Source organism: Isoptericola sp. NPDC060257 (assembly GCF_042726645.1).
Lineage (GTDB): Bacteria > Actinomycetota > Actinomycetes > Actinomycetales > Cellulomonadaceae > Isoptericola > Isoptericola nanjingensis.
This window is the reverse complement of the sequence record NZ_JBHXAW010000281.1, coordinates 1-5,784: the sequence shown is the minus strand read 5'-3', so window position 1 is coordinate 5,784 and position 5,784 is coordinate 1. Positions and strand designations below refer to the sequence as shown.

At 75.0% G+C, this 5,784-nt stretch carries 6 protein-coding genes; all 6 read left to right on the top strand.

The window, feature by feature from the left end; genetic code table 11:
* Positions 1-37 precede the first annotated feature (37 nt).
* The gene (locus ACFWEK_RS18075; protein ID WP_430554922.1) at positions 38-1,297 is read left to right on the top strand and encodes a methionine ABC transporter ATP-binding protein; all 1,260 of its coding nucleotides are present in this window, start codon (positions 38-40) and stop codon (positions 1,295-1,297) included.
* Complete coding sequence (locus ACFWEK_RS18070) at positions 1,297-1,959, top strand: methionine ABC transporter permease (RefSeq protein ID WP_430546065.1); 663 nt, start codon at positions 1,297-1,299, stop codon at positions 1,957-1,959. The genes ACFWEK_RS18075 and ACFWEK_RS18070 overlap by 1 nt, the downstream gene beginning before the upstream one ends.
* Positions 1,960-2,090: 131 nt before the next feature.
* Positions 2,091-4,697 carry a DNA polymerase III subunit gamma and tau gene (locus ACFWEK_RS18065; RefSeq protein WP_430554920.1) on the top strand — a complete coding sequence of 869 codons (2,607 nt, stop codon included), beginning with the start codon at positions 2,091-2,093 and terminating at the stop codon, positions 4,695-4,697.
* A 1-nt stretch (position 4,698) separates the two neighbouring features.
* Positions 4,699-5,148, top strand: coding sequence for an NUDIX domain-containing protein (locus ACFWEK_RS18060; RefSeq protein ID WP_430554919.1), 450 nt, complete (start codon positions 4,699-4,701; stop codon positions 5,146-5,148).
* The gene (locus ACFWEK_RS18055) at positions 5,145-5,549 is read left to right on the top strand and encodes a VOC family protein (protein WP_430554918.1); all 405 of its coding nucleotides are present in this window, start codon (positions 5,145-5,147) and stop codon (positions 5,547-5,549) included. Before ACFWEK_RS18060 ends, ACFWEK_RS18055 begins: the two co-directional genes overlap by 4 nt.
* A 156-nt stretch (positions 5,550-5,705) precedes the next feature.
* Positions 5,706-5,784 (top strand): ATPase, T2SS/T4P/T4SS family (locus ACFWEK_RS18050; RefSeq protein ID WP_430554921.1); only part of this gene is annotated, 79 nt, incomplete at its 3' end.

Below are 5,784 nucleotides of genomic sequence, written 5' to 3'. Positions count from 1 at the left end.
GGCCAGCCCGCGCGTCCCGGCCGTCGTGCTGGGCACGATGGGCCACGAGCGGTCGAGCGGACGACGAGCGCACAGTGAGGACGAACAGGTGAGCGACAACACGGCCGGACCGGCCCCCGGGACGCCGGCGATCGAGCTGCGCGGGGTGTCGAAGACGTTCGGCGAGGGCGAGCGCGCGGTGCACGCCGTCGACGACGTGTCCCTCACGGTCCGCGCGGGCGAGATCTTCGGCGTCATCGGCTACTCCGGCGCGGGCAAGTCCACGCTGGTGCGCCTCGTGAACGCCCTGGAGACCGTCACGGCGGGCTCCGTGCTCGTCGAGGGCACCGACCTCACCGGGCTGCCGGAGCGCAAGGTCCGCGGGATCCGCGCGCGGATCGGCATGATCTTCCAGCAGTTCAACCTGCTGAGCTCGCGCACCGTCGCGGGCAACGTCGCCTACCCGCTCAAGGTGGCGCGCTGGCCCAAGGAGAAGCGTGCGGCCCGCGTGGCCGAGCTGCTCGAGTTCGTCGGGCTGTCCGACAAGGCGCGCGCGTACCCGCGCCAGCTCTCCGGCGGGCAGAAGCAGCGCGTGGGCATCGCCCGCGCCCTCGCGACGTCGCCCACCATCCTGCTCGCGGACGAGGCGACGTCCGCCCTCGACCCCGAGACCACCCGTGACGTGCTGGCGCTGCTGCGCCGCGTCAACGCCGAGCTCGGCCTCACCATCGTCGTGATCACGCACGAGATGGACGTCGTGCGCTCCCTGTGCGACCGCGTCGCCGTCATGGAGCACGGCAAGGTGGTCGAGGTCGGCGACGTGTACGACGTGTTCTCCGCGCCCAGCGCCGACGCCGCCCAGCGGTTCGTCGGCACGTCCATGCACGACCGGCCCTCGCCCGACGCGCTCGCCCGACTGCGCGAGCGCCACCCCGGGCGGCTCGTCACCGTCGGCGTGCGGGAGGGCGCGAGCTCCGGCACCGAGCTCTTCCGCCTGCTGCGCGAGCACGAGGTGGACGGCTCCGTCGTCTTCGGCGGCATCAGCGAGGTCGGCCAGCGGCCGTTCGGCTCGCTCACGGTCGAGCTCGTCGCGCCCGACGAGCGCATCACGACCTTCCTCGCCGCGCTGCGCGAGCGCGCCGAGGTCGTCGACCTGGGCACCGCTGCGCGGCCGGTCGACGACCCGCGTGCGATCCGCGCCGACCGTGACCCGCAGGGCGTGCAGCCTGATCCCGACGACGACCTCGGCGACCCGTACGCGGCCGCCCGCGACGACGTCCTGCGGGGCGGCAACCTGCGCAACTTCGGAGGCGCGTGATGAACAAGGACTGGTCCACCCTGTGGCCGCTGCTGTGGGAGGCGTTCGGCCAGACCCTGCAGATGGTCACGATCGCCCTGCTCACCGGCGGCATCGCCGGCCTGGCGCTGGGGCTCGCGCTCTACGTGACGCGGCCGGGCAACCTGCTGGCGAACCGGGCCGTGTTCGGCGTCCTCAACGTCGTCGTCAACATCGTGCGCCCGATCCCGTTCATCATCTTCGTGACGTTGCTCGGGCCGGTGACCCTGCAGGTGGTGGGCACGACGCTCGGCACCGAGGCGTTCATCTTCCCGCTGTCGGTCATGACGGCGTTCGGGACGTCGCGCATCGTCGAGCAGAACCTCGTCGGGATCGACCCGGGCGTCGTCGAGGCGGCCCGCGCGATGGGGGCGTCGTCGTGGCGCATCATCACGACCGTGCTCGTGCCGGAGGCGCTCGCGCCGCTGATCCTCGGCTACACGTTCCTGTTCATCGCGGTGCTCGACATGTCCGCGATCGCCGGCCTCATCGGCGGCGGCGGGCTCGGTGACTTCGCCCTGCGGTACGGCTATCAGCGCTACAACTGGATGGTCGTGCTCGTCACCGTCGCGGTGATCATCGTCATCGTGCAGGTCGTGCAGTGGGTGGGGAACCGCCTGGCGCGCAAGGTGCTGCACCGCTGACGCCCTCGACGTAGCACCTGGTGGCGGTTCACGGGCGTGAATCGTCACCAGGTGCTACGTCGACGAGCACGCGCGGACCGGCCTGTGCAGCGGCCTCGTCGCTGTCGGCTGCGGCGTCTAGGGTTGGGCGGGTGACGACAGCCCTGTACCGCCGCTACCGGCCCGAGACGTTCGCCGAGGTGATCGGCCAGGAGCACGTCACCGCACCGCTCATGCAGGCCCTGCGCAGCGGGCGCGTCAACCACGCCTACCTGTTCTCCGGGCCGCGCGGCTGCGGCAAGACGACGTCCGCCCGCATCCTCGCGCGCACGCTGAACTGCGCGCGCAACACCCCGGAGACGCCGCTCGACACCCCGTGCGGCGAGTGCCCGTCGTGCGTCGAGCTGGCGCGCGGGGGCCCCGGCTCGCTGGACGTCGTCGAGATCGACGCGGCCAGCCACAACGGCGTCGACGACGCGCGCGACCTGCGCGAGCGCGCCACGTTCGCCCCCGCCCGCGACCGGTACAAGATCTTCATCCTCGACGAGGCGCACATGGTGACGCCGCAGGGCTTCAACGCCCTGCTCAAGATCGTCGAGGAGCCGCCGCCGCACGTGAAGTTCGTCTTCGCGACGACGGAGCCGGACAAGGTGATCGGCACCATCCGGTCGCGCACCCACCACTACCCGTTCCGGCTCGTGCCGCCAGACGTGCTGGGCCCCTACCTCGAGCAGCTCACCGCCGCCGAGGGGATCGAGCTGGGCGGCGGCGTCGTGCCGCTGGTGACCCGCGCGGGCGGCGGCTCCGTGCGCGACAGCCTCTCCGTGCTCGACCAGCTCATCGCGGGCGCCACCGGCGGGGTCGTCGAGTACGACACGGCCGTCGGCCTCCTCGGGTTCACGCACGCCACGCTGCTCGACGACGTCGTCGATGCCCTCGCCGCCGGCGACGGCGCGTCGATCTTCCGCGTCGTCGACCAGGTGATCGCCACCGGGCACGAGCCGCGGCGATTCGTCGAGGACGTGCTCGAGCGGCTGCGCGACCTCATCGTCATCGCCGTCTCCGGTGACGCCGCCGAGGCCGTGCTGCGGGGCCTGCCCGCCGACCAGCTCGAGCGGATGCGCGCCCAGGCCGGACGCCTCGGTGTGTCCGAGCTGTCGCGCGCGGCCGACCTCGTCAACGCCGCGCTCACCGAGATGACCGGGGCCACGTCACCCCGGCTGCACCTCGAGCTGCTCTGCGCGCGGCTGCTGCTCCCCGGCGCCGACGACGGCACGGAGGGGCTCGCCGCACGCATCGAGCGGCTCGAGCGGGGCAGGATCGCCGCCGGCGCCACGCCCGCGCCGCCCGCACCGTCCGCTGACCGGGACGTCGCCTCGACGCCCGCCCCGCCGGCGTCCGCGGGCGCGAGTGGGGGCGGCGGGCTGAGCGGCGCTGCCGCCGCACGGGCCGCCCTGCAGGCAAGCCGGCGTCCTGTGGGGGAGTCCGAGCCCGAGGCCGTCGCGGGGCCGGAGCCTGCCGCGGAGCCCGAGCCTGTTGCGGAGCCCGAGGCCGCGACAGAGCCCGAGCCCGTTGCGGAGCCCGAGCCTGTTGCGGAGCCCGAGGCCGCGACAGAGGCCGAGCCTGCCGCGGAGCCCGAGCCCACGGCGGTCGAGGCCGCCGAGCCGGGGCCGGTCGAGCCGGTCGAGGCCACTCAGCCCGCGGAGCCGACGCCCGAGCCCGCGCCGTCCGTTCCCGCGAGCGGCGTCACCACCGAGGTGGTCCGGCGCCGCTGGCGCGAGGTCCTGAGCGCCATCCAGAGCCCGCAGGCCGCCGCGTTCCTCGGGGAGAACGCCCAGGTGAAGAGTCTGGAGGGCGACGTCCTGCGCCTCGGGTTCGCGCCTGCCGTCGTCGGGCTGGCGCGCCGCGGACGGCCCGAGACCATCTCGGACGCCGTCTATCAGGCGCTGGGTATCGCCGTGCAAGTCGAGATCGTCGAGAACGAGGCCGGCCGGCGTCCGCGGGAGACCGGCGGCGCCCCGGCCCCGTCCGACCCGGGCGCAGACGCCGCCGAGGAACCCGACGACTCCGGGCGGCCCGTCGACCCCGAGTGGCCCGACGTCCCCCCGCCCGGCGAGGGGCGCTCCGGTGGGGGCGGCGGCGCCACCGCCGGCGGCCCGGGGTCCGGAGCCGGCCCGCGCCCGTCCACCACCACGGTGGCGGCGACCGGGTCGCGCCCGGCCACCGCCGTCGCCGTCCTCGACTCGCCGGCGCCGTCCGCTCCGCGCACGACGCAGTCGGCCCCGCGGACCGCGCAGCCGCAGCAGCAGGCGAGGCAGGTCGCCTCGGTCGACGAGGCCGACGCGGCCTGGCTCGCCGGCGTCTCCCTGCACGAGCCCCCGCCCGACGACCTCCCCGAGCCGCCGCTGGACGAGCCGGTCGCAGCCCCGGTGGCCCGGCCCGTCGCGCCGTCGCGACCGGAGCCCGAGGCACCGCCGGTCGCGAGCGCACCCGCGGCCGTCCCGGCGCCGTCGTCCCCGCCCGCCCCCGCAGTGCCGCCCGCGCGCGAGACCCCGCGGCAGGCGGCCGAGCGCCGGGTGCGCGAGGCGCAGCAGTCGGAGGGCCGGTCGTCCTGGGCGTCCGCGTCCGGAGGGAACCCTGCGGACGACGAGCCGTCCGCCGACGACCCCGACATCGCGTCCGCCGGGCTGGTCGGCGTGCAGCTCGTGGTGCAGGTGCTCGACGGGAAAGTCATCGAGGAGATCGCGGAGCAGCCCTGACATGACCGGCCCCACCACCACCGACGGCACGACCCGCACCACCACGCTGCACATCGTCGCGGCCGTCATCGTGCGCGACGACGGCCGCGCGCTGCTCGTGCGCAAGCGCGGCACGACGGCGTTCATGCAGGTGGGCGGCAAGATCGAGCCGGGCGAGGAGCCCGTCGCCGCGCTCGTGCGGGAGTGCGCCGAGGAGATCGGCCTCGTCGTCGACCCGGCCGCCGTCCGCCCGCTCGGGCGCCGGACCGCCGTCGCCGCCAACGAGCCGGACCACGTGGTCGACGCGCACGTCTTCGAGGTCGCGCTGCCCGTCGGGTTCGCCGTCGAGACACGCGCCGAGCTCGCCGAGCACGTCTGGGTCGACCCGGCCGCGCCGGCCGCGCCGCACCCGCTCGCGCCACTGTCCGCGGACCTCATGACCGACGTCGCCGCACGCCGCGAGGCCGGATGAACGACGTCCCGCGCCGCGGGGCGATCCACCACGTCGAGCTCTGGGTGCCCGACCTGCCGCGTGCCGTGCGCTCCTGGGGCTGGCTCCTCGGCGAGCTCGGCTACCGGCCGCACCAGTCGTGGGAGCACGGGCGGTCCTGGCTGCTGGGCGACGGCTACGTCGTCGTCGAGCAGAGCCCCGCGCTGACCGCAGCAACCCACGACCGGCGGCGGCCGGGCCTCAACCACCTCGCCCTGCACGCCGGGTCGCGCGCACAGGTCGACACCCTGGCTGCCGCCGCACCCCGGCACGGCTGGACCCTCCTCTTCGCGGACCGGCACCCGTACGCCGGCGGCCCCGACCACTACGCCGCCTATCTCGAGGACGCGGACAGTTTCGAGGCCGAGCTCGTCGCGGGCTGACCCCCCGGACCGGCGCTCCTCGCGGGAGCCTGGACTACCTCGCGGGAGCCCGTACTACCTCGGCAGGGCGGCGCGCAGGTCGTCCAGCCAGCCGGCGAGGTTGGCCACGGAGTCGGGCATGAACGGCAGCTCGTCGAGCATCCGCAGGAACAGGCCATGTCCACCGGCCACGACGGCTCGCTCGCCACCGTCCACGCCAACAGCGCGGAGGACGCGCTGATGCGGCTCCAGACGC

What these genes read in the sequence shown, in the direction of transcription:
- ACFWEK_RS18075 (WP_430554922.1), top strand. Translation starts at nt 38, where the DNA reads ATGGGCCACGAGCGGTCGAGCGGACGACGAGCGCACAGTGAGGACGAA.
- ACFWEK_RS18070 (WP_430546065.1), top strand. Translation starts at nt 1,297, where the DNA reads ATGAACAAGGACTGGTCCACCCTGTGGCCGCTGCTGTGGGAGGCGTTC.
- ACFWEK_RS18060 (WP_430554919.1), top strand. Translation starts at nt 4,699, where the DNA reads ATGACCGGCCCCACCACCACCGACGGCACGACCCGCACCACCACGCTG.
- ACFWEK_RS18055 (WP_430554918.1), top strand. Translation starts at nt 5,145, where the DNA reads ATGAACGACGTCCCGCGCCGCGGGGCGATCCACCACGTCGAGCTCTGG.